Source organism: Gluconobacter morbifer G707, assembly GCF_000234355.1.
GTDB classification, from domain to species: Bacteria; Pseudomonadota; Alphaproteobacteria; order Acetobacterales; family Acetobacteraceae; genus Gluconobacter; species Gluconobacter morbifer.
On sequence record NZ_AGQV01000002.1, the window covers coordinates 400,837 to 422,539 of the forward strand.

Genomic DNA, 21,703 nt, shown 5'->3' on the forward strand with positions numbered 1-21,703 from the left:
AATGAAATTTTTCCGGGAAATTTTTCCTTTTGCTTCAAAGGCGTGCGGAAAACCGCAGGATCTTCAGAGTTCTTCCCGTCCACGCGTCGCAAGCTCATCCACGCGTTCGTTGTTTTCGTCTCCTGAATGACCGCGCACCCACAGCCATTCAATCTCATGGGGTTTGGCGGCTTCCAGAATACGCTGCCACAGATCCATATTAGCGACAGGATCTCCGGCAGCATTCCGCCATTTGCGCCGGACCCAGCCTGTATGCCAGCGCGTGATGCCATTCCGGAGATATTCACTGTCCGTATGCAGCCTGACAGTGCAGGGCCGTTTCAGCGCTTCCAGCGCCTCAGCCGCGGCGGTCAGTTCCATCCGGTTATTCGTTGTTTCCGGATCACCGCCGTGAAGCTCCTTTTCCCTGCCCCTGAAACGCAGAAGAACACCCCACCCCCCGGCCCGGGATTGGGTTTGCACCCTCCATCCGTCCAGATCTCGACAACAGCCCCACTCTCGTCCTGCGCCTGCGCTTCGTCCTGTTCAGACACGCTGCGTCTCCGCAAAATGACGACGGCGGGCCAGATACGGCAATGGATCCTTGCGGGTCACCAGCGCGTTGGCAGGCGTGTTGATCCAGTCATACAGTCGGGTCAGCAGAAAACGCACGGCCGCCCCCTGACAGAGAACCGGCAGAACAGCTTTTTCCCTGTCCGTCAGGGTCCGGACCGTCTCGTAACCGGTAAGCATGGCTCTGGCGAAATCCGGCTCATATGTCCGCTCATCCGGAAAGCACCAAGCATTCAGACAGATGGCCAGATCGTAGGCAAAAAAATCCGTGCAGGCGAAATAGAAGTCGATCAGGCCGGATATGGCTCCGTTCTGAAAAAACACGTTGTCCGGAAAGAGATCCGCATGGATCTGGCCCCGCGGCAGTTCGCCGGATACGGGCCATTCCGCCTGAATCCTGATCAGCGCCTGCCGGATTTCTTCTGTCAGCCCGGACGAAAGATCATCTCCTCCGCCATGACAGCTTTCCAGCAATACACCCCAGGATTCGATCGACAGCGCATTCGGCCTTTCGGCGTCATATCCCCTTCCCATGTCATGAAGCCGAGCGAGCGCAATGCCCAGTTCATGACAGGCAGACTCATCGGGGTGCTTTCTGGAAGCGCCCGGCAGAAAGGTCGTGATTGCGGTCGGCCGTCCTGCCAGCGTCTGCAGGGCCTCTCCGTCCCGTGCCCGGACCGGCAGGGGGCAGTTCAGCCCCCGACTGGAGAGATGCTCCATCAGACCGAGAAACCAGGGAAGATCCCCGGCCTTAACGCGCCGTTCGAACAGGGTCAGTATAAAATCCCCCTCCGTCGTCCGGAGGAGGAAATTGCTGTTCTCGACCCCTTCGGCAATGCCGTGGAACGAAACGAGTGTCCCAATGTCATACATGCCAAGAAACGCTTCAAGCGTCTCGGCCGCCAGTTCCGTATAGACGGCCATAAGTGCTCAGTCGTCCTCACCTGCGAGCGGCCCTGGAAGGCGGAAATTGATGTTTTCCTCCTTCACGATGCGTTCTTCGATCTTGAGCGTATATTTTTCCGCCAGCGCCGCGACCATTTCTTGCACGAGGCTCTCGGGTGCCGATGCTCCGGCACTGATGCCCAGCGTTTCCACACCGTCCAGCACGCTCCAGTCCAGATCGGCCAGTTTGGGCACGAGCAGGGCGCGGCGTGCACCCGACCGTTCCGCCACTTCCCGCAGGCGCTGGGAGTTGGAGGAGTTCGGTGAGCCGATGACAATGACCAGGTCACTTTCCGACGCGATGGCCTTGACGGCTTCCTGACGGTTGGTCGTGGCGTAGCAGATATCTTCGCGCTTCGGTCCCTCGATCAGGGGGAAGCGGCTGCGAAGGATGTCCACGATCTCGGCCGTATCGTCCACCGACAGGGTCGTCTGCGTGATGAAAGCCAGACGCGTCGGGTCTTCGGGCTGGATCGTGCGGGCTTCCTCGGCGTCGTTGATGAGCGTGACGGCGCCCGGCGGAAGCTGGCCCATGGTACCCACGACTTCCGGATGTCCCGCATGGCCAATCATCAGGATATGACGCTGGTTCGGACCGCCACCGGCAAAATGACGCTCGGCTTCACGATGCACCTTGGAGACCAGCGGGCAGGTCGCATCCAGATACAGGAGATTGCGGCGCTGGGCCTCAACCGGAACGGCCTTGGGGACGCCATGGGCGGAGAAAACGACGTGCCCGTCTTCGGGGACTTCATCGAGCTCTTCCACGAAAATGGCGCCCTTGGCCTCCAGATTTTCCACAACCGTCCGGTTATGGACGATCTCGTGCCGCACATAAACAGGAGCGCCATAACGCCGCAGGGCTTCCTCAACCACACGGATGGCCCGGTCCACGCCGGCACAGAACCCGCGGGGGCCGGCCAGGAGAACGCGGAGGGTTTTCTGGTTCGCCGCACCTTCGGTGCCGGCGGGAGCGAAAGTCGTCTGATCTGACATGGTGTTTCCCAAGAGGGCGGAGTTCGATATGTAGGACCAGTATCGACCGGATTGTCTCATGTCGCAACGTCCGGGCCGCTTTCTGGGAGTTTCTTGAACAGATGCCAGCCTTCCGGCGCCTCGCCACACCCCTGTTTGCCCCGGCTTTTGCCCTTGTGGCGCTTTCCACCCTGGCCGGCTGCGACGAATCCAATCAGAGCATGTTCGCACCCGCCTGCCCCGCAACGGAGATTCCCGGTCTCGCCGCGGACCGTTTCGTTTACGACGATCGCGGACTCGATATCGGCAGCCTGGTCAGCCATGCCCAGATTACAGCCCTCTCAGGTGACTGCCAGAAAGGACCCGATGGCCCTCACGGCGCCTCCATGGTCCGGACGCGCATCAGCCTGACCATGAATCTGACCCGCGGCCCGGCATCCAGCACTGGCTCTATCGAAATTCCGTATTTCGTGGCGGTGCTGCGGGATGGCAAGATTACTGACAAGAAAGTGTTCAGCGACACGTTCCGCCTCCCGCAGGATGTCAGCAACCAGACAGTCCAGACGAAACTGCGCCTGATCGATCTGCCCGCCTCCAGCAACCTTCAGGACAACCCCTACACGCTGGAAATCGGCCTGCAGCTCACGCACCCGGAACTGGACTACAACCGCCAGCATCTCCCAGCAGTTTCGTTTCACCCACGCACCCCCTGATGCGCGTCTGAGCCATCCCTGCAACTTCAATTCACGGTAATCCCCTGCTCCCTTGAACAGAGGCTGACCAGAGGACTACCGCCGCGCCTTCACAGGATCATTCTGGAATGACATATCTGGACGGCCGCGAACTGACTCTACGGGGTATTGTTCTCGGTGCTCTCATCACGGTCGTCTTTACGGCAGCGAACGTCTATCTCGGTCTGAAGATCGGCCTGACATTCGGGTCTTCCATCCCTGCCACCATCATCTCCATGGCGGTTCTGCGCCTGCTGGGCGGCGGCACGACCCTTGAAAACAACATGGTCCAGACGCAGGCTTCCGCTGCGGGAACACTCTCCTGCGTCTTTGCCGCGTTTCCGGCCCTGATCATGGTCGGATACTGGCATGAATTTCCATACTTTGTCACATTCCTCCTGACCATGGCAGGCGGAATGACCGGGGTCGTCTTCACCATTCCCCTGCGACGCGCCCTCGTCTCAAATTCTGACCTGCCCTATCCCGAAGGCACGGCCTGTGCCGAAATCCTGCGCGCCTCATCCCCGGAAGGAGATGCCGAGAGCCTGCGCTCCCTGACGGCGGGAAGCATCGTGGCCGCCGTCATGGCATTCGCCACGTCCGGGCTGCGCCTTCTGTCCGAAAGCTTTACCACCGCCGTAACATGGGGGACCTCCGCCTTTCAGTTCAGCGGAAGTTTCTCTCTTGCCCTGCTGGGAACAGGGTATCTCGTCGGTATCGGTGGCGGTCTGGCCATGCTTCTGGGGGTTGCCCTGGCCTGGGGGGTCATGATCCCGGTTCTGGGTCATTTCAATCCCGTACCCGACCCTGTCGCGGCGGCGCCTAGCCTCTGGGTTCACAAGGTGCGCTTCATTGGCGCGGGCACGATCGCCGTTGCCGCCATCTGGACCCTCATCGCCCTTGCCGGTCCCGTTACGAAAGGTCTGAAGGAAGCTCTTTCCACGCATTCTCGTCGCACCCAGGAGGAAACGGACCGCGATCTCGCGCCGCGCACCCTGATCATCCTGAGCCTCGGACTGGCCCTGCTCCTGTCCGCGCTGTTTGCACAGTTTCTCTGGCCTGTCATTCCCCATGGACATACGCTGTTCGTGCTGGTGCTCCTCGGACTAATCTCCTGCTTCGGGCTGGGTTTCCTCGTGGCCAGCGCCTGCGGCTACATGGCAGGCATTGTCGGCTCCTCCTCCTCCCCCATCTCCGGGGTCGGCATCATCGCCATCATTGCCATTTCCGTCGCATTATGGGGGCTGGAAAGCTGCGGCCTGCTCGCGCCGGGTGAACGGTCCGTAACCATCGCCTTCGGCCTGTTCATCCTTTCAGCCATCACGGCTTCGGCCGCCGTATCCAATGACAATCTTCAGGACCTGAAGACCGGCCAACTGGTCAAGGCAGCACCGTGGAAACAGGAAATCGCCCTGCTGATCGGCTGTCTGGTCGGAGCCATCGTGATCCCGTGGGTTCTGCAGATCCTTTATCAGGCCTATGGCTTTGTCGGCGCGCTGCCCCGCCCTGACATGGACCCGACACATGCCCTCGCCGCCCCGCAGCCAGCCCTGATGGCAGCCATCGCAACTGGCATCCTGACCCATGATCTGGACTGGAAAATGCTGGAAATCGGGGCTGCACTGGGCATTATGCTGGTTTTGGCGGATCTCGGCCTGAAGCGCCGTAGACTGTCTCTTCCGCCACTTGCCGTCGGCATGGGCATCTATCTGCCTGCCGACATCTCCATTACGATTGCCATCGGCACCGGGTTAGGATGGGCACTGCGCGGCTTCCCCAAGACCCAGGGCACGATGATCGCATCCGGTTTTATCGTTGGGGAAAGTCTGGTCGGTGTCGGGCTGGCAGCTCTGAGCGGTGCGACGGGGAGTACGGAAACACTTGCGCTCCCCGTCCCTCATGCCGTCGCCACATTTCTCGGGGCTGCTGCTTTTCTGGCCGTCATGGCCTGGTTCGGGCGGCGTGTCCGCCGCCCTGGAAGCCTGAAGCCGTAATCAGGCCTTGATCCACCACTGCACGGGTTCGGGCTCATTGGCAGCCCGAGGCTCAGGCTGTACGGCAGACGGCATTTCTTCCGCCTCAACCGGTGGCTGCTCCTTGCGTGGGCGACCAACAGGACGGGGCGAACGGCGGGATGCCTCTTGAGCCTGATCACGCACACGGTGCAGTTCCCCTTTCAGGGTCTGGATCGTATCCTGATGCTCACGCAGATCCTTGGTCAGTTCGCTGATCCGGATCTTGGCATGGGCTTCGCGTGTTTCAAAAACGCGGATCTGGCCCCGCATGTCGGAAAGATGGCGTTCAGCCTCTTCCCATCGACGCTGCTCACGCTTGACGGACTGGCGCAGCCGCTCGATTTCTTCCTGATCTTCCTGACCGGCATTCCGGGTAACAAGGCCCCGGCCACCCTGGTGCTCCACAACAACCTGACCATCCCGGACAAAACGGCGACGGCGTTCAGTAGTCGGCGTGGAAGAGCGGGGTTTGGCAGAGCGGGCATTGCCCGCTCCCAGTCGGGAAAGTGCCTGCCTCAGTTTGTCTTCGTCGGTAACCTGCTGTTCGTCCTGCATTCTTATATTTTCAACCAATATGATATTCTGGATGTCATCCACACCCGTCCGCTACCGGCTGGCAGAAAAGCTGACTGGGATTAGACCCCGTTGGGCAGCATATCCGGATATGGAACATGGAAAGTCGTTTTAGCCGGGATTCTGCTCCCGGCTTTACAGACAGAAGCTATATAGCAACTCTTAACCAGTCTGTCACCTGCGCATTAATGTAAAGACTGTAATTCTTTTCATCGCCACTGTCCGGGACGCCAGCAAATATCGGCATTGCCCCGGTCATTGGCATGTCGTCCCAGAACAAAGAAGTAATCGGACAGCCGGTTCAGGAAACGCAGTGGCAATGCCGGCATGGGATCAACAGCAGAGACCCTGCGTTCGGCACGGCGCGCGACCGTCCGGACCAAATGAGCGTGAGAGGCCACCAGACTTCCACCCGGCAAGATAAAGCTCTGCAAAGCAGGCTGCTGATCCCGCAGGGCCTCAATCCGTCCTTCCAGCCAGATCAGGGCGTGTTCCGTCAGGCTGGGCGGCCGCTCCGGATCAGGGATGCAGAGATCGGCACCAAGATCAAACAGACAGGACTGAAGACGACTGATATCGCCCCCAAGTTCTGCCATCTTCGGATCATGAACGATGTAATGGTGAAGCAGACCTAGATGAGCATTCAGTTCATCGACTGTTCCCATGGCCTCAATACGCGGGCAGCATTTGGAGACGCGCGTTCCGTCCCCCAGTGATGTCTGCCCGCCATCGCCACCTCGTGTCACGACACGATCGATCCGGATAGTCATCATTCCCGCCTGCTCAGTGCCGCTTGCGGGAATGATGACGGCCGAAGGTACGATCCCCCATCAGGTCATGGGCCCGGGCTGTATGGTCGGTCAGCATCTTGGTCGTGTCAGACGCCAGCGTCTTGACGTCTGCAAAACCACCGGACGCGGTTTCCGTCTTCAGCGTGCTGGTAAAGGCCGGTGTCTGGAGACTGACAATATTGCGCAGGTACAGACGGTCGAAAGAACTCCCATACAGATGGTCGAACGTTTCGATATGTCCCTGATCCGCATCATCCACCTTGGGCGTGACGGTCAGGTTGGCTTCAGTCGCGATCTTGGCCACGGCTTTCTGGTTGGTGGTATGGTCGTTCAGAACCGTCGTGGCAAAAGCCTTCACTACGTCACTGTTACTGTGCGTAGCCGCAAGTTTGGCAATATTGATCTGCGTCTGGTCCAGTTCATCAACCTGCTGGAGGAAAGCGGCGTCCGCAGTCGAGAGCTTGTACACGCCCGGCGCGGACGGAAGAGCCGGAGCAGGCGGAGCATCCGCCGACGTGCAGGCAGCAAGAGCGGCCAGAAGCCCCACGGAAGCGCATACCTTGAGGCATGAAGCGATCATTCTGAATTTTCCTTACTCAAAACGTGCCGAACAGGCCGGCAATCCAAAATCGACAAACGGCAGGGGAGTATTTCGCTGTCTTCAGCGATTCATGATACATTCCGGCCATGTCCGCAAACCCTGTCTCTTTCCGTCTGCATGGCCTGTTCCGGGGCTGTTTCATCTTTGCCGCACTTTCCGGTGCCACCGGGGTCGCGCTGGGTGCCGTGGCGGCGCATCTGCCTGACAGGCTGTTCGCAGTACCACAGGGGCGGACCATGCTCCATTCCGCGGTGGAAATCCAGATGTGGCATGCCCTTGCCCTGATCCTTCTGTCGATCGCGGCACCGCTGCTGAATACCCGACTGGCGCGTCTGGCCTGTTCGCTCATGGTCGCGGGCATGATCCTGTTCTGCGTGCCCGTCACGTTGCTGGCGCTTTTCGACCTGAAACTGGGTTCACTGTCCGTCGGCCGGATTGCACCCTACGGCGGAACCGCCCTGATCCTTGCGTGGTGTCTTGCCGCCGGATCTGCACTTCGGCAGCCAGCAGACTGACCGTCATTCCTGCCGCTGTTTCCGTATCCGACGCACGCTTGCAAGGATCAGGACCTCCACCCCCAGCGCGGCCAGAAAGCACACCAGGACAATGCCGATCAGGATAAGCTGTTCACGCCCCAGTGCGGTTTCAATATGAAAAAGACCATACAGTGCCTGCCATGCCGACGTTCCCGCCACTTTCTGTGACAGATGAATGGCCGGCTTCCAGAAACGGAACACGGCGGCAAAAATAACGGTCAGCCCGACAAGCCCGACAGTCCGCAACAGGGTCTCGGCAATGCTGACCTCATTGGTCAATCGGGAAGCCCCGGTCTCCGAACGATCGTTCTGTTGTTTCAAGAATATGCCCTTCCGCCTGAGACAGGCTTAAATTAATGGCGTCACGCCACTGCGTTATGGCATGCAGAAGTCTACATCAATGAAAGCCTTTTTTATGCGCCTTTCCTTTCTGGCCATGGCCGCTCTGGGCATGGCTCTTGTCTCGTCGGCTTCCGCATCCGCTGCCCCTTCCGGGGCTCCCACAATCAGCGAGACATCCGCCCCGCCAATTGCCACACCCTACCCCGATTCTTCTGTCGCGCGGCAACAGGTTCAGGACGCCTTTGTCACGGCACGCAGAACGCATCGCAAGGTTCTGCTCGATTTCGGGGGAAACTGGTGCCCCGACTGCAAGATGCTGGGTGGGATCTTTGCCCTGCCAGACGCAAAGGCATGGCTGGACAGCCAGTTCGTGATCGTTACGGTGAATGTCGGACGCATCAACACAAACCTTGACTTGGCCAGCCAGTACGGCGTCACCATCACGGCGGTTCCGACTGTCATCATCGTCACACCTGACGGTCATGCCCTGAATCAGGACGGCTCACGCGCACTGGGCGATGCACGCAGCATGTCACCGCAGGCCGTTCTGGACCTGATCGCAGAGTGGAACAGCCGCGGCTGACCAGCCCATCATTCTGGCTCCCTGGAAACCTAGGGAGCCAGACGTTCTCAGTTCGCCAGCACGTGCTCGACTTCCTGAACCACTTCCGCCAGCACGTCCGCTTCGAAAGGCGAGGTCAGCCCGGCATCCGCAACAAGCTGCGAAAACGGTTTGGAACCCCCTTCGGCACAGAGCGCACGATAAGTTTCCAGCGTCCCTTCCGGATCAACCCGCGACCCCAGCCAGAGCTGAAGCGCACAGCACTGCGCCAGCGCGTAATCAATGTAATAAAACGGCAGCCGGTAAATATGGAGCTGGGCCTGCCACCGCCCGCCCTTCGCCGGATAGGGCAGATCCCCCCAGTCCCGCCACGGCATGTACAGCTTTTCCAGACGATGCCACGTCTCGTGCCGTTCTTCCGCCGTCATCTGTGGGTTTGCATAAATTTCATGCTGAAAATGATCCACGCAGACCCCGTATGGAAAGAATGACAGGGCATCAATCAGATGCATGCGCCGATACCGGCCCGCTGCTCCCTCCGCCACGAGCGCATCAATGACCGGCCAGGTCAGGAACTCAAGGCTCATGGAATGGATTTCCGCAGCCTCCATGGTCGGCCAGAGTTGATCAATCCACGGAAGATTCCGGCTTTTCCAGTTCTGGAAAGCATGGCCCATTTCATGCGTGAACACACCGATATCGTTATGCGTTCCGTTGAAATTGGCGAAGATGTAAGGCGTTCCAACCGTCGGGAATGACGTGCAGAAACCACCGCCTGCCTTCCCTTCCCGGTTTTTCAGGTCCAGATAGCCCTGATCGCGCATCTGTCCGTAAAATTCCGCCATTTCCCCGCTCGGATCGAGCTTGCCGAACATACCTTTCGCCCGCTCGACAAGCAGGTCATGATCCCCGGCAGGCAGCGGGTTGCCCGCAATGTCAATCAGCGCTTCATCCCACGCACGGACCTTGTCCCAACCCATCTTGAGGCGCCGCCGCTCCAGCAGGGAACTGACCAGCGGCGTCACGTATTTCAGAACCTTGCGCCTGAATGTCGCCACGTCATCGGGGCCGTAATCCGTTCGCCGCATCCGCCTGTAGCCAAGCTCGATATAGGTCTCGAAACCAAGCGTCTTGGCCATCCGGTCCCGCAGCTTGACGAGACGATCGTAAAGATCATCCAGCGCCGCACCATTTTCCTCAAAAAAAGCCCAGCGCGCACGTTCAGCTTCATGGCGCACCTCCCTTTCCGGCAACTGAAGATAGGGCACCAGTCCGGCGAGGTTGAGAACCTGACCATCGAACGGAATTTTCGCCGCAGCCAGCAGGGCCGTGTATTCTCCCGTCAGACGGGCTTCTTCCTCCAGATCAGTGCTGATGCGAGGGTCGAACGTGGTGGTATCCGCCTCCCACAGCTTCACGACATGCGGGGTCAGAAGGGCTTCCACCGAAGCGCGATCCGGGTCAGCGAGCAGACGCTTCTTGATCGTGACTTCATGATCCGTGGCGATGGGAGAAAGACGGTCAGCATAATCCCGGTCAGCCTTCGCCTGCGCATCCTGCGTATTGCGGGAAAACTGGAGATGCACATGGGAGGCCCAAGATTCATACTGCCGCCGGGCATCGTCAAACGCCTTCAGGGCTTCCGGCAGTTTTCCCTCGTCCAGCAGGGTTGAAACAGCCCCGTACTGTTCCCGGAGAAAAGTCTCATCAGGGCGGGGAAAGGAGAGGTCGGAAAAGACGGGCATCGTGATTGTCATGACGCAATTCTGCCAGCCTGACCGCCGCCCGTCCATTGCTATCACCTCTCCTCGGCGCCTGCCCCTCAAGGCGTTACAATACCTTTCACGAAACGATCGATCCGCTGACAAGCTTCTTCAAGCTGCTCATCCGATGCCGCAAACGACAGGCGCAGATAGGGGCTGTACCCGAAAGCCGTACCCGGTACCGTCGCGACATGCACTTCTTCCAGAAGCGCCTCGGCAAACGCGACATCCGTATCCAGCAACCGCCCTCCTGCCGATCGTCCCCCCAGCAGAGATGCCAGACCGGGATAGGCATAGAAGGCGCCTTCCGGCATGGCGCAGGTCAGGCCAGGAATGGCCCGCAATCGGGAGACCACCCTGTTCCGGCGGCGCTCATAGGTCTGACACATCTCGGCCACGCGTTCGGAATCCCCATTCAGCGCAGCAACCGACCCGGCCTGGGCAAGCGTACAGATGCCTGACGTCGTGTTACCCTGAGCCGCGATCATGGCCTGGATCAGCGGAACCGGACCACACCCGAACCCTACACGCCAGCCCGTCATGGCATAGGCCTTGGCCATACCGTTCACGATCAGGATACGATCTGCCAGATCAGGCGCTACCTGCAGAAGCGACAGATGCTTTTGACCATCGAAAGTAAGATGTTCGTAAATCTCGTCGCTCATCACAAAGACATGCGGCGCATCCTGCAGGACGCTGGCGATGGCTTCGAGGTCTTTGCGCTCCAGAATGGCGCCTGTCGGATTGTTCGGGAAGTTGAGAACCAGCCACTTCGTCCGCGGCGTAATGGCATCACGTATCGCCTGCGCCGTGGGCCGGAAGCCATCCTCTTCCCGGCAGGGAATTTCAACCGGCACACCGCCGAGCATCCGTGCAATCAGAGGATAGCTGACCCAGTACGGCGCCGGGACAATGACTTCATCGCCGTCCTCAAGAGACGCCATGAAAGCATTGAAAATAACCTGCTTTCCGCCATTAGCCACCATGATCCGGTCAGCGGAGAGATCGAGACCGTTTTCACGCCTGAACTTGCGGATGATGGCATTGATCAGTGCCGGCTTGCCTGCAACGGGAGGATAGCCCGTATCACCGGCTTTGGCGGCGGCATAAGCCGCTTCAATCGCTTCCGGTGGCGAGGGAAAATCCGGCTGCCCCAGCGCAAGGGAAATGACATCCCTGCCCTGCGCCTTCAGTTCCCGCGCCCGGGCCGCCATGGCGATGGTTGCCGGTCTGGGCAGCGTTGCCAGTCGCGAAGCAATCCGGAAACTCATGACAATCCCTGACAGAAGGTCTGGATCCGCGTGCAGGCCTCCATCAGGAGCTCCGTACTCGTGGCATAGGAAATCCGGAAATACCCCGGCGTCAGGAACGCCTTCCCATGAACCGCCGCAACGCCGGCTTCTTCCAGAAGTGCTGAAACAAAAGCCTCGTCACTATCAATCAGGCGCCCGCCCCGGCTTGTCTTGCCCAGCACACCCGCGATAGACGGAAACACGTAAAATGCTCCCTCCGGACAGGCACAGGTCAGACCGGGAGCCGCATTCAGCATGTCCACTACCAGATCACGCCGCCCCTGATAGACACGGACCATCTCGTCAATAAATCCCTGCGGGCCGGAAAGTGCTTCCAGAGCCGCCGCCTGCGCGATGGAACACGGGTTGCTCGTGCTCTGTCCCTGCAACTTGACCAGCTGCCGCGTCAACTCGACCGGAGCCGCACAGAACCCGATCCGCCATCCGGTCATGGCATAGGCTTTCGAAACGCCGTTCATGGTCACGGTCCGGTCCCGCAGCCGCGGCTCAACCTGAACGACGGTGCATGCTTTCCGGCCGTCGAACATCAGTTTCGCATACATGTCATCCGTCAGGATCCAGACATCCGGATAATCCAGCAGCACATCCGTCAGGGCCTTCAGGTGCGCCTTGTCATACGCGGCACCCGTCGGATTACAGGGAGAATTCAGTGCCACCCATTTCGTCCGGGGCGTGATGGCACTCCGCAACTGATCCGCCGTCAGGCGAAAACCATTGGCCGGATTGGTCTGCACGATCACCGGTGTCCCGTCCGCAAGCGCGACAATATCTGGATAGGAAACCCAGGCCGGGGCCGGAATGATGACCTCATCCCCTGCATTGATCGTCGAGACGAAAACATTATAGATGACCTGCTTGCCACCCGTGGAAACGCAGACTTCCTCGGCCCTGTAATCCAGACCGAAATCCTCGTTCAGACGCGCAGCAACGGCCTCGCGCAGAGGCAGCGTTCCGGCAACATCCGTATATTTCGTCTCGCCATTTTCGATCGCCCGGATCGCTGCCTGCTTGATGAAATCCGGCGTATCAAAGTCGGGCTCTCCTGCCGACAGGGAGATAATATCCAGACCTTCCGCCTTCAGAGCGCGCGCTTTCTGGGTAATGGCAATGGTCTGGCTTGGCAGGATGCGATTCAGACGGTCAGCGATAAATGACATAAAGAAATTCCCGGGTAAGCTGGACAGCCATACAATCATACACTTACGAAACAGTTTTGCCATGAGGCTCCCGCAAGGCAGCAATGCTCCCAGGCAAAAACATGAAAAAAGGCGGCTTCCCGTGAAGCCGCCTTTCCCATTCCTGCCAGACTGCCGGTCCGGTCAGGCCAGTTTTTCCATTTCACGCAGGACGGCCTGCCCCATCATCTCCGTTCCGACACGGGCCATACCCGGAGACATGATATCAGCAGTCCTCAGACCGGTGGAAAGAACGTTCGAAACGGCTGTCTCGATCAGATCCGCATCTTCCCCACGGTTGAGCGAATAGCGCAGCAGCATGGCGAACGACAGAATCTGAGCCAGCGGGTTGGCAATGCCCTTGCCGGCGATATCAGGCGCACTGCCATGAATCGGCTCGTAAAGCGCATTCCGCTTTCCGTCCGCACGCACGATCCCCAGGGTTGCAGACGGCAGCATGCCCAGAGAACCCGTCAGCATGGAGGCAAGATCCGAAAGAATGTCTCCGAACAGGTTCCCCGTCACGATGACATCAAACTGGTTAGGATCACGCACAAGCTGCATGGCGCAGTTGTCAGCCAGCATGTGCGAAAGTGCCACATCCTGATACTCGCGCCGATGCAGATCCGTGACGACCTCCTTCCACAGAAGACCGCTTTCCATCACGTTGCATTTTTCAACGGAACACACACGGTTGTCACGCTTGCGCGCCAGATCGAACGCCACACGGGCCACGCGCTCGATTTCCGAAGTCGTATAAACTTCCGTGTTGATGCCACGCTTTGTCCCGTCGGGAAGCGTTTCAATGCCGCGCGGCTCACCGAAATAGATCCCGCCAACCGTCTCACGGACGATCATCAGGTCCAGCCCCCGCACCACATCCGGCTTCAGGGCCGAAGCGTCAATCAGCGCATCGAACAATTTGGCCGGACGCAGATTGGCGAAAAGCTCCAGCTCTTTGCGCAGCTTCAGAATGGCCACTTCCGGTCGTTTGTCGAAACCAACATGGCTCCAGGCCGGATCCCCGACCGATCCAAACAGCACCGCATCAGACTTTTTGGCCAGATCGATGACTTCCTCACGGATGGGAACGCCATGAACTGCAAGAGACGCCGCGCCCACAAGCTCTTCCGTAATGTCCAGCTTCAGCCCGCGATGATCCCGCATCCAGTGGACGATCCGCGCCACTTCACGCATGACCTCGGGGCCGATCCCGTCGCCGGCAAGAACAAGAATCCTGTGGGTTTCGCTCATTTCGTGGTTCCCATGGTGATGGACGGCACCCAGGCCCGACCCGGACGATGTTCAAATGACGTGATTTCACTGTCATGCGCCAGCGTCTGGCCGATATCGTCCAGCCCTTCCAGAAGCATATGCTTGCGGAACGGGTCCACATCGAAGGGAATGGTCTCACCATCTGGCCGGACAATGACCTGTCTTTCCAGATCGACCGTCAGACGGGAATTGGCTCCCTGCCGGGCATCATCCATCAGTTCGTCACAGATTTCGCGCGGCAGGCGGATCGGCAGAATGCCGTTCTTGAAACAGTTATTAAAGAAAATATCAGCAAAACTGGGCGCAATTACACACCGGATACCAAAATCCAGCAACGCCCAAGGCGCATGCTCACGCGAAGAACCACATCCCAGATTATCATACGTGATCAGGATTTCCGCCTTGCGATACGGTGCCTGATTGAGCACGAAATCCGGCCGCTCGCTTCCGTCTTCATCATAGCGCTGCGCGGCAAAGGCATTCTTGCCAAGACCAGTCCGCTGGATGGTCTTGAGAAAACGCGCCGGAATGATCTGATCCGTGTCGATATTCTCTTTCGGCATCGGCGCGGCAATAGCCGTCAGCTGTGTGAATTTTTCCATCAGACCGGCTCCCTGACCAGTTCACGGACGTCGCACAGATGCCCGGTAATCGCAGCAGCGGCGGCCATGGCGGGCGAACACAGATGGGTCCTGCCACCCGGTCCCTGACGTCCCTCGAAATTCCGGTTGGAAGTCGATGCGCAGCGCTGCCCCGGCGTCAGACGGTCAGGGTTCATGCCCAGACACATGGAACAGCCAGCCTCACGCCACTCGAATCCCGCTTCGAGAAAGACCTTGTCCAGCCCTTCGGCTTCCGCAGCGTGTTTCACAAGTCCGGAACCAGGGACAATCATGGCTCGTACGCCTTCGGCCACCTTGCGGCCACGCACGACTTCCGCAGCAGAGCGCAGATCTTCCAGCCGGCTGTTGGTACAGGATCCGATGAAGACGACATCCACAGGTGTGCCTGCAATCAGCTGCCCTGCTTCAAGCCCCATGTAATCCAGCGCCCGCTGGATCTGCGCAGCGCGTGCCAGATCATCGACATCCGCTGGCGAAGGCACCGTTCCGGTAATGGGCAGCACGTCCTGCGGGCTGTTCCCCCAGGTGACGGACGGCACGATGTCCTCGGCACGAAGCGTAATCTCGGTGTCGAACATAGCCCCTTCATCGGAAACCAGCGTCTGCCAGTATGCACGGGCCTGCTCGAACTCTTCGCCTTTCGGCGCGAAAGGGCGTCCCTTCACATAGGCAAACGTGGTCTCGTCAGGTGCAACCAGCCCCGCGCGCGCTCCCGCCTCGATGGACATGTTGCACAGCGTCATGCGGCCGGCCATATCCAGATCCCGGATAGCGGAACCGGCAAATTCAATGACATGCCCCGTCCCGCCCGCGGTCCCGACCTTGCCGATGATCGCCAGCATGATGTCCTTGGCCGTCACCCCCGGCCCGACCTTGCCCTCAACGGAAACCCGCATGTTTTTCGCCGGTTTCTGCAGCAGGGTCTGGGTTGCCAGAACATGTTCGACTTCGGACGTCCCGATGCCGAACGCCAGAGCCCCCAGCGCGCCATGCGTGGAAGTGTGACTATCACCGCAGACAATGGTCATGCCCGGCAGGGAAATCCCCTGCTCCGGCCCGACCACATGAACGATCCCCTGTGAGGCAGACCGCAGCGGGAAATAGGGAACGTGAAACTCCGCCACGTTCTTTTCCAGCGTTTCGATCTGGAGCCGGCTTTCCGGCTCGACGATCGGCAGGGAGCGGTCGGTGGTCGGAACATTGTGATCCACGACGGCCATCGTGGCATCCGGACGCCTTACTTTGCGTCCAGCCAGCCGCAGACCTTCAAAGGCCTGCGGACTTGTCACCTCATGAAGAAGATGACGGTCGATGTAGAGGATGCACGTCCCGTCCTCGAGACGTTCAACAACATGATCGTCCCAGATCTTGTCAAACAGGGTTCTGGGCGAAGAGGAAACGGGCATCCTGTACTACTCCGACTTTTCAGGAAGCGGCCTTGCTGTCCGCCTTGGGCAGATCACGCGGGCGCTCGGCAATACGGGCAGACTTGCCGGAACGGCCACGCAGATAATACAGCTTGGCGCGACGGACCTTACCACGACGCACAACTTCGATGCTCGCGATTGACAGGGCGTACAGCGGGAACACACGCTCCACACCTTCACCGTTGGAGATCTTGCGAACCGTGAAGTTGCTGTTCAGCCCCTTGTTGGAACGGGCGATCACAACGCCTTCGAAGTTCTGCACGCGCTCACGCGTACCTTCGACAACGCGGACGCCAACGCGGACCGTGTCACCGGCAATGAACTCGGGAACGGCGCGGGTACCGGAAAGGCGCTCGATTTCGCGCGCCTCAAACTGCTGGATGATGTTCATGACCAAACTCCTGAAAACAAAAACTCAATGAACCTGCTGCCGTGCCAGATACGCATCCCAGAGATCCGGGCGACGCGCTTTCGTGACGGCGATGGACTGTTCATGACGCCACCGGGCAATGGCGCCATGATTGCCGGAGAGCAGGATTTCAGGCACGTCGCGCCCGTCCCATTCCGCCGGCTTCGTATACTGCGGATATTCCAGAAGGCCTTCGGCAAAACTTTCGTCCTGACCGCTGACCTCCGACCCCATGACACCGGGAAGAAGGCGGACGCAGGCATCCAGAAGGGTCAGGGCAGGTATTTCCCCGCCTGACAGAACGACATCGCCCATACTGAACTGTTCAATGTCGTGCTTCTCAAGAACGCGTTCGTCCACACCTTCAAAACGGCCACACAGGACCACAACCCCCGGCCCCGCGGAGAGACGCTCGACATCGTCGTGGGACAGACGCCGGCCGCGCGGAGTGGGATAGATCACGGGCCGTCCATCCAGCGCGGGAAGCGCCGAGATAGCACCGTCCAGCACATCGGCCCGCATGACCATCCCGGCTCCGCCGCCGAACGGCGTGTCATCCACCGCACGATGCCGTCCCAACCCGTAAGGCCGCAGGTCGTGCGCCTCACAGGACCAGATCCCCCGGTCCAGCGCCCGACCAGCCAGAGAGAACCCCAGCGGTCCGGGAAACATGTCCGGAAACAGCGTCAGGATGTCGGCCCGCCAGCTCATGCCCGCACCTGCACATCGCCGTCGAGTTCGCCTTCAACCTCGATCTCTGCGGGCGGAACAACCGTGATCCGTCTGTTGGCCACATCAACCTGCGGCACACAGACCATGGTGAACGGCACGATCAGACCCCGATCGATTTCCAGACTGACACCGGCGCCATAATCATGGACAACCGCAACGGTCCCGAGAACATCCCCCTCCTGGGAAAATGCCGTCATGCCGATCAGATCGGCATGATAGAACTCCCCATCGTCCGCTTCCGGAAGAGCGTCTCGGGCCACATACAGCCTGCGATTGACTAGGCGCTCGGCTGCAGTCCGGTCCGGCAGGGCGTTACCCTGTGCGTCCCTGACCGTTGCCACGCCCGGTGAGACCCACTGGACCGTCCATTCCGCGCCGTGTTCGTCGTGCAGGATTCTAAATGCCTCAACCGATTCCGGAGCATCCGTGGCGGGGTGCAAATGCACCCGCCCATGAACGCCATGCGGACGACCGATGGTGGCAATCAGGACATCACTGTCTGGGTTGAAGCGGGGCACGGATCAGACCTTCTGGTACGCCAGTCCGATCAGGCCGCTTCAGCGGCAGCAGCGGCCTTGGCACGCTCCTGTGCCTTTGCTTTCGGAGCGGACTTCTTCGGCTGCTCGTTATAGGTCGGCTTCGGTGCCAGACCGGCGTTGCCGAGGAAACGGGCAACACGATCCGTTGCCAGCGCGCCGTTGGACAGCCAGTGCTTGATGCGCTCATCGACCAGACGGATGCGGTCGGCGTGATCGGACGGCAGCATCGGGTTGTAGGAACCGACCTTCTCGATGAAACGGCCATCGCGCGGGCTACGGCTGTCAGCAACGACGATGTGATAGTACGGACGCTTCTTGGCACCTGCACGTGCAAGGCGGATCTTGAGGCTCATGAAAAACTCCTGAGAAAAACTTAAAAACTGAACGGCAGATCAGACGAAAGGCGGGCGACCACCCGGTTTGCCCATGCCTTTCATCATATCTGCCAGACCTCCTGCGCCCCCCATGCCGTTCAGCAGACCGCCAAGGCCCATCTTGCTGATCCGTTTCATCATGGTGGACATGTCGTTGAACTGCTTGAGCAGACGGTTGACTTCCTGCACCGTCGTACCGGACCCGCTGGCAATCCGCTTCTTGCGGGACGCCTTGATGATGTCCGGCGTCTTGCGCTCCTGCTTCGTCATCGAGGAAATGATGGCCTTGTGGCGTGTGAAGATCGACGTATCGATCTCCTTGTCCCCCAGCATGTCCTTGATCTTGCCCATACCCGGCAGCATTCCGAGAATACCCGAGATGGAACCCATCCGGTTGATCTGGTTGATCTGCGAAACATAATCATCCAGATCGAATTTTCCGGCGAGCATCTTCTTGGCGACGCGCTCGCCTTCCTCGTGATCTAGGTTCTCCGAGGCGCGCTCGACCAGTCCTGCCACGTCCCCGAGACCGAGAATACGGCCCGCGACACGTTCAGGGTGGAATTCCTCAAGGGCTTCCAGCTTCTCGCCAGAACCCGTCAGCTTGATCGGGGCGCCCGTAATAGCCTTCATGGACAGGGCGGCACCGCCACGGGCATCGCCGTCCATACGGCTCATGACAACGCCGCTGATCCCGACGGCCTCATTGAAGGCCTTGGCGGTATTGACGGCATCCTGACCGGTCATCGCATCCACGACCAGCAGCGTTTCAGCCGGATGGGTCACGGCACGGACTTCCCGCACCTCATCCATCAATGCTTCATCAATGGAAAGCCGGCCAGCCGTATCGAGGATGACGACGTCATACCCTTCCCGGCGTCCGACTTCCAGCGCACGGCGGGCAATGTCCACCGGCGACTGGTCAGCAATGATGGGCAGGGCATGAACACGCCCCGTCACCGCATTCACACGGTCCGCCAGCTGCTGAAGCTGAAGCTGTGCGGCCGGGCGATAAACGTCGAGACTGGCCAGAAGAACCTTCTTGCCTTCCCGCTGCGACAGACGCAGGGCAATCTTGCCGGATGTCGTAGTTTTACCGGAGCCCTGAAGACCAACCATCAGCACCGGCACCGGCGGAGCGGCATTCAGGTTCAGCGGAACCGCCCCCGCGCCGCCAAGCGCATCAATCAGTGCGTCATTGACGATCTTCGCGACAGCCTGTCCGGGAGAGACGCTGTCCAGCACCTCATGCCCAACAGCCCGCTCACGAACCTTGCTGACGAAATCCCGGACCACGGGAAGCGCAACATCGGCCTCCAGCATGGCCAGCCGGACTTCACGCATGGCTTCGGTGACATCAGCTTCCGACAGCTTCCCGTTCTTGGAAAGCCCATCGAGGACACCGGACATCTTGCCAGAGAGTTGATCGAACACCGAGCCACCTTACAGACAACAGAAACACGCCACTGCGCGAGCCTTCGCGAGGTGGCGTGTCCGAAAACAGGGTTGCTCTATCCCTTCCCGCAATCCGCGTCAAGCGATAGAGCGCAGTCAGTTCCCTTTAGTGGGCATCCGCAGGAGCATTCGGGCCCGGACCACCATCCGGACCGCCATAGGGCGGCGGCGGAGGGTTACCCACCAGGGCGCGGATCTGCTCGTGCAGGGACTTGAGTTTCTCCATGGTCTCATTGCCCTGACGACGCTGTTCCGGCGTCAGCAGGTCATGGATTTTCTCCATCGTTTCAAGGCGGCTGTCAGCCTCCTTGGCCTGGAGACGTTCTTCCTGCCGGGACAGCTTGCGCAGCGCGGCCCGGTTCAGATTCCCTTCCGTAGCCAGCTCCGTACGGATCTGCTCATGCAGGGCTTTCATCTGCTGATGAATTTCATGACCGTCTTCGCGCGCCTTGTCGAAGATAGCCTGAACCTGCGCCTTCTGCTCGTCCGTCAGTGTGACTCCGGGAGGAACAGGGGGAATCATCATGTGCATGGGACCACCATGCGGGCCACCATGCGGAGCCTCTGGCGGACCACCCTGAGGGGCGACCTGGGCGATGGCCAGCGGCGATGCCAGAGCTATCCCCAGGGACGCGAGAGCGGGAAAAAGGGCAATGCGACGGAAACGCGTCATGAATTGTCCTGTCTTTGAACCAAAGTTGCAAATCGCGATGGCACAGGATAGCGCCACCATCATCGCACCATGACATACTTTCGTGTTGCGGGAATCCCTTTTCCCGTTTCGAAACGTAAGTTTGAAGAATCTTCGAAGGGTTACCGGAACGGCTTGACGCCCACGTCATCTCATCGCATGAAGCATCGATGCTTCATGCGCCGGAGCATGACAGCCCTGGTGAACGTGCTTCATCCGGAGAGGTGGCCGAGTGGTTTAAGGCAGCGGTCTTGAAAACCGCCATACGTGGAAGCGTATCGTGGGTTCGAATCCCACCCTCTCCGCCACACGGTTTTCAAGGAGCTTTAGATGCCCATTATCCGCTGCGTCATGATGCAACGCAATGAAGGCGACAAATTTGCGCGCTGGCTCTCCCATTATGCCGGTCTGTTCGGCTTCGAAAACCTCACCATCCTCGACAACGGATCGACAGACCCCTTCACTCTTGCATTACTGGCCCAAGCAGAGCGGCAGGGCAGTACGATCCGCCGGGAATTCAGTTCCAATGGGGATTTTGCAAACCGCGGACATCATGTCGCCAATATCATCCGGGAATGGGACGCGAATTCCGAATATGATTTCGCACTGCCGGTCACCTGCCATGAACTTCTGGCCGTCTGCACCGATCGGGGCCTTTCCCTGGCAACTTCCGACATTCACGCGGAATTCGAGAGCCTGCTGAACGAACAGTCAGCCCTGCGTCTTGAATTCTCCCTTTTCAACGTTCCCGGAAAACCCGGCTGGTATGCCCCCGCACGGCATTATACCAAGGATTTCCTCCCCGCAGGCTCCATTCAGAGCTGCGACAACGACAATCACACCCTTCTCTCCGCGCTCGCCCCGGGACACCGCAGCACGCGTTTTACCTACTTCCACGATTATCACACGACTTATGAAGCCTGGCAGCTGAAGCTGAGAACCCTGGCCGGCGGTCATACGGAAACAGGCAGCCTGGATGCCTTGCGTCCGTATCTCAGCACCACGAACCCGGATCAGGCCCTGACAGTCGGGAATTTTCTGCTGACTGAAAAAGAATATACCGGTCTTTACGATAACGAGATCCAGATATTCGCTCCGACGGGATCTTCGTCCGTTATCACCATGAGGCATGGCAGTGCCGAGCCAGTCATCTGGAATGGCGAGGACTATCTACGTCTCAATCCGGATATTGCATCCTCGACGCTGGGACCGCTCGGTCATTATCTGATGTCCGGATATCAGGAAAACCGTCAGATTTCGGACTGAGTTTCCACTTTCTCTTACTGATCGCCAGTCACAAAAAA

23 protein-coding genes, 1 tRNA gene and 1 pseudogene are annotated in these 21,703 nt (G+C 59.3%); 6 read left to right on the forward strand and 19 right to left on the reverse strand.

The annotated features are described in order from the left end of the window. Positions 1-63: 63 nt before the first annotated feature. From rnhA to ispH, 3 genes and pseudogenes are all read right to left on the reverse strand, one after another. Positions 64-533 (reverse strand): annotated as a pseudogene (gene rnhA / locus GMO_RS06795) (ribonuclease HI). Further along, on the reverse strand, positions 526-1,476 hold the full coding sequence (locus GMO_RS06800; protein ID WP_008851587.1) for a homoserine kinase: 951 nt from the start codon (positions 1,474-1,476) through the stop codon (positions 526-528). The pseudogene rnhA and the gene GMO_RS06800 overlap by 8 nt, the downstream one beginning before the upstream one ends. A 6-nt stretch (positions 1,477-1,482) precedes the next feature. Then, the gene (gene ispH / locus GMO_RS06805) at positions 1,483-2,493 is read right to left on the reverse strand and encodes a 4-hydroxy-3-methylbut-2-enyl diphosphate reductase (protein ID WP_008851588.1); all 1,011 of its coding nucleotides are present in this window, start codon (positions 2,491-2,493) and stop codon (positions 1,483-1,485) included. Positions 2,494-2,594: 101 nt separating this feature from the next. Here ispH and GMO_RS06810 point away from each other — a divergent pair, with 101 nt between their 5' ends. Together GMO_RS06810 and GMO_RS06815 are read left to right on the forward strand one after the other, a co-directional pair. Beyond that, on the forward strand, positions 2,595-3,185 hold the full coding sequence (locus tag GMO_RS06810; protein ID WP_008851589.1) for a hypothetical protein: 591 nt from the start codon (positions 2,595-2,597) through the stop codon (positions 3,183-3,185). A gap of 107 nt (positions 3,186-3,292) precedes the next feature. Then, positions 3,293-5,197 (forward strand): OPT family oligopeptide transporter, encoded by a 1,905-nt coding sequence (locus GMO_RS06815; RefSeq protein ID WP_008851590.1) that lies wholly within the window; start codon positions 3,293-3,295, stop codon positions 5,195-5,197. Here the strand turns inward: GMO_RS06815 and GMO_RS06820 are convergent, their stop codons facing one another. The 3 genes from GMO_RS06820 to GMO_RS06830 all read right to left on the reverse strand — a co-directional run bounded on the left by GMO_RS06820 (position 5,198) and on the right by GMO_RS06830 (position 7,162). Beyond that, entirely contained in the window at positions 5,198-5,773 is a 576-nt protein-coding gene (locus tag GMO_RS06820; protein WP_040508421.1) for a hypothetical protein, read from the reverse strand. A gap of 227 nt (positions 5,774-6,000) precedes the next feature. Then, the gene (locus tag GMO_RS06825; protein ID WP_040508423.1) at positions 6,001-6,561 is read right to left on the reverse strand and encodes a cob(I)yrinic acid a,c-diamide adenosyltransferase; all 561 of its coding nucleotides are present in this window, start codon (positions 6,559-6,561) and stop codon (positions 6,001-6,003) included. Positions 6,562-6,574: 13 nt separating this feature from the next. Next, positions 6,575-7,162 (reverse strand): DUF4142 domain-containing protein, encoded by a 588-nt coding sequence (locus GMO_RS06830; RefSeq protein WP_040508424.1) that lies wholly within the window; start codon positions 7,160-7,162, stop codon positions 6,575-6,577. 107 nt (positions 7,163-7,269) lie between these two features. On the opposite strand from GMO_RS06830, the gene GMO_RS06835 reads away from it, so the two are divergent. Then, complete coding sequence (locus tag GMO_RS06835) at positions 7,270-7,698, forward strand: DUF423 domain-containing protein (RefSeq protein WP_008851594.1); 429 nt, start codon at positions 7,270-7,272, stop codon at positions 7,696-7,698. Positions 7,699-7,701: 3 nt separating this feature from the next. Here the strand turns inward: GMO_RS06835 and GMO_RS06840 are convergent, their stop codons facing one another. Next, on the reverse strand, positions 7,702-8,040 hold the full coding sequence (locus GMO_RS06840) for a hypothetical protein (protein WP_050801422.1): 339 nt from the start codon (positions 8,038-8,040) through the stop codon (positions 7,702-7,704). Positions 8,041-8,119: 79 nt separating this feature from the next. Between GMO_RS06840 and GMO_RS06845 the strand changes: the two genes are divergently transcribed. Further along, positions 8,120-8,644: a thioredoxin family protein gene (locus GMO_RS06845; protein ID WP_008851596.1), complete on the forward strand. Its 525-nt coding sequence runs from the start codon at positions 8,120-8,122 to the stop codon at positions 8,642-8,644. Positions 8,645-8,691: 47 nt separating this feature from the next. On the opposite strand, the gene GMO_RS06850 is transcribed toward GMO_RS06845, so the two are convergent. The 12 genes from GMO_RS06850 to GMO_RS06905 all read right to left on the reverse strand — a co-directional run bounded on the left by GMO_RS06850 (position 8,692) and on the right by GMO_RS06905 (position 20,381). After that, positions 8,692-10,380, reverse strand: a complete 1,689-nt coding sequence (locus GMO_RS06850; protein WP_040508426.1) for a M3 family oligoendopeptidase — start codon at positions 10,378-10,380, stop codon at positions 8,692-8,694. A 65-nt stretch (positions 10,381-10,445) separates the two neighbouring features. Further along, on the reverse strand, positions 10,446-11,657 hold the full coding sequence (locus GMO_RS06855) for a pyridoxal phosphate-dependent aminotransferase (RefSeq protein WP_008851598.1): 1,212 nt from the start codon (positions 11,655-11,657) through the stop codon (positions 10,446-10,448). Further along, positions 11,654-12,856 (reverse strand): pyridoxal phosphate-dependent aminotransferase, encoded by a 1,203-nt coding sequence (locus tag GMO_RS06860; protein ID WP_008851599.1) that lies wholly within the window; start codon positions 12,854-12,856, stop codon positions 11,654-11,656. Before GMO_RS06860 ends, GMO_RS06855 begins: the two co-directional genes overlap by 4 nt. A 162-nt stretch (positions 12,857-13,018) precedes the next feature. Then, the gene (gene leuB, locus GMO_RS06865; RefSeq protein WP_008851601.1) at positions 13,019-14,128 is read right to left on the reverse strand and encodes a 3-isopropylmalate dehydrogenase; all 1,110 of its coding nucleotides are present in this window, start codon (positions 14,126-14,128) and stop codon (positions 13,019-13,021) included. Then, positions 14,125-14,751 (reverse strand): 3-isopropylmalate dehydratase small subunit, encoded by a 627-nt coding sequence (leuD, locus tag GMO_RS06870; protein ID WP_008851602.1) that lies wholly within the window; start codon positions 14,749-14,751, stop codon positions 14,125-14,127. Before leuD ends, leuB begins: the two co-directional genes overlap by 4 nt. Then, positions 14,751-16,178: a 3-isopropylmalate dehydratase large subunit gene (leuC, locus tag GMO_RS06875; RefSeq protein WP_008851603.1), complete on the reverse strand. Its 1,428-nt coding sequence runs from the start codon at positions 16,176-16,178 to the stop codon at positions 14,751-14,753. Before leuC ends, leuD begins: the two co-directional genes overlap by 1 nt. Positions 16,179-16,197: 19 nt before the next feature. Beyond that, positions 16,198-16,590 (reverse strand): 50S ribosomal protein L19, encoded by a 393-nt coding sequence (gene rplS / locus GMO_RS06880; protein ID WP_040508427.1) that lies wholly within the window; start codon positions 16,588-16,590, stop codon positions 16,198-16,200. A 24-nt stretch (positions 16,591-16,614) separates the two neighbouring features. After that, positions 16,615-17,319, reverse strand: a complete 705-nt coding sequence (gene trmD, locus GMO_RS06885) for a tRNA (guanosine(37)-N1)-methyltransferase TrmD (protein ID WP_008851605.1) — start codon at positions 17,317-17,319, stop codon at positions 16,615-16,617. Further along, positions 17,316-17,858, reverse strand: coding sequence for a ribosome maturation factor RimM (rimM, locus tag GMO_RS06890; protein ID WP_008851606.1), 543 nt, complete (start codon positions 17,856-17,858; stop codon positions 17,316-17,318). The genes trmD and rimM overlap by 4 nt, the downstream gene beginning before the upstream one ends. 29 nt (positions 17,859-17,887) lie before the next feature. Beyond that, positions 17,888-18,232, reverse strand: a complete 345-nt coding sequence (gene rpsP / locus GMO_RS06895) for a 30S ribosomal protein S16 (protein ID WP_008851607.1) — start codon at positions 18,230-18,232, stop codon at positions 17,888-17,890. A 39-nt stretch (positions 18,233-18,271) separates the two neighbouring features. Beyond that, a complete protein-coding gene (gene ffh, locus GMO_RS06900; protein WP_008851608.1) occupies positions 18,272-19,687 on the reverse strand; it encodes a signal recognition particle protein in 1,416 nt (471 codons plus the stop codon). A gap of 127 nt (positions 19,688-19,814) precedes the next feature. Further along, complete coding sequence (locus GMO_RS06905) at positions 19,815-20,381, reverse strand: Spy/CpxP family protein refolding chaperone (protein WP_050801423.1); 567 nt, start codon at positions 20,379-20,381, stop codon at positions 19,815-19,817. A 236-nt stretch (positions 20,382-20,617) separates the two neighbouring features. Between GMO_RS06905 and GMO_RS06910 the strand changes: the two genes are divergently transcribed. Both GMO_RS06910 and GMO_RS06915 read left to right on the forward strand, forming a co-directional pair. Next, positions 20,618-20,707 (forward strand) — tRNA-Ser (locus tag GMO_RS06910). Between the two features lie 22 nt (positions 20,708-20,729). Then, complete coding sequence (locus GMO_RS06915; protein ID WP_008851610.1) at positions 20,730-21,665, forward strand: glycosyltransferase family protein; 936 nt, start codon at positions 20,730-20,732, stop codon at positions 21,663-21,665. The last annotated feature ends 38 nt before the right edge of the window (positions 21,666-21,703 follow it).